Origin of the sequence: Salinivibrio sp. MA427, assembly GCF_001996115.1 — a bacterium.
GTDB classification, from domain to species: domain Bacteria; phylum Pseudomonadota; class Gammaproteobacteria; order Enterobacterales; family Vibrionaceae; genus Salinivibrio; species Salinivibrio costicola.
Map to the genome: position 1 here is coordinate 1 of NZ_MUFH01000439.1, position 1581 is coordinate 1581.

A 1581-nucleotide genomic window follows, 5' to 3' on the forward strand; every position below is an offset into this window, starting at 1 on the left:
TTGATGCACAAGTATCAAGCGAATTATAAAAATCATCAAAAAGGAAACCTCTACACAATCATACCCATCACCCGTGTTGCGATTATTCCGGGCTTATGCCCTGCGCGCGGGAAGGACAAAAACTGGAGGTTTTATGGGACAGCAACAAAATTACGACTACATCATTGTTGGTGCAGGCTCGGCAGGCTGCGTACTGGCGAATCGTTTAAGTGCCAATCCAGATAACAAGGTGCTGTTACTCGAGGCGGGACGCCCTGACTATCGTATTGATTTTCGTATTCACATGCCTGCGGCGTTAACCTATCTGCTAACAGATAGCACCTATAACTGGCTCTATGAATCCGAGCCCGAACCGAATATGCATAATCGCCGCATTGCGCAGCCGCGCGGTAAAGTGCTGGGTGGTAGCAGTAGTATTAATGGCATGATTTATATTCGTGGTAATGCGTTGGATTATGAAAAGTGGGCCAACGATCACGGGCTGAAAAAATGGGATTATGCCCATTGCTTACCGTATTTCCGCAAGTGTGAGACGCGATTAAAAGGCCAAGATGACTATCATGGCAACAATGGTCCGCTGGCGATTGAAACCGCACAATGTGATAACCCTCTGTTTAGTGCGTTCTTTGACGCGACGCAACAAGCGGGCTATCCATTGACCGACGACGTGAATGGTTATCAGCAAGAAGGCTTTGGTATTTTTGATCAAAATATCTATCGCGGCCGTCGTCACAGTGCTGCCCGGGCGTATTTACACCCGGTCATGAACCGTAAAAATCTGACAGTACTGACAGGGGCAACGACCGATAAGATCGTGTTTGAAGGTAAAACCGCGATTGGGGTGGAATACCGTAAGTGGGGTCGCAAAAAAACCGCTTATGGGGCTGAAATTATCAGCTGCGGCGGCGCGATTAACTCACCCAAGCTCTTACAATTATCCGGTGTAGGTGATGAGAATACGCTGAAAAACTTAGGTATCAAACCGGTGCATCATTTGCCAGGCGTGGGAGAAAACTTACAAGATCACTTAGAGCTGTATGTGCAGTACGAATGTAAAGAGCCTGTGAGTATGTATCCGGCCTTGAAGTATCACAATCAGCCTAAAATTGGTTTTGATTGGCTTTTCCGTCGCAAGGGCGCGGCGGCGACTAACCACTTTGAAGCGGGTGGATTTGTGCGCGGTAACGACGAAGTCGCCTACCCGAACTTGCAGTTCCACTTTTTGCCGTTGGCGATCCGTTATGATGGTTCGGCGCCGAACAAAGGACATGGCTTCCAGTTACACGTTGGGCCGATGAATACCGATGTGCGTGGCCATGTCAAAATTCGTAGTACCAACCCGGATGAGAAGCCAGAGATCTTCTTTAACTACCTTTCAACGCCACAAGAGCGTAAAGAGTGGGTGGAAGCGATCCGTGTCTCTCGCGATATCATCGCCCAGCCGGCTTTTGATCATTTACGTGGCAAAGAGCTTTCGCCGGGCAGCGAGGCACAGACGGATCAGGAGATCCTCGACTTTGTGGCTCGAGAAGGGGAAAGTGCCTATCACCCAAGCTGCACATGTAAGATGGGCCTTGAAAG

General features: G+C 49.1%; 1 protein-coding gene. It reads left to right on the forward strand.

The genetic code is table 11. The features are described 5' to 3' along the window. Positions 1–133: 133 nt before the first annotated feature. Positions 134–1581: choline dehydrogenase (betA, locus tag BZG79_RS15395; RefSeq protein WP_077774846.1), on the forward strand; the 1448-nt coding region annotated here is incomplete at its 3' end.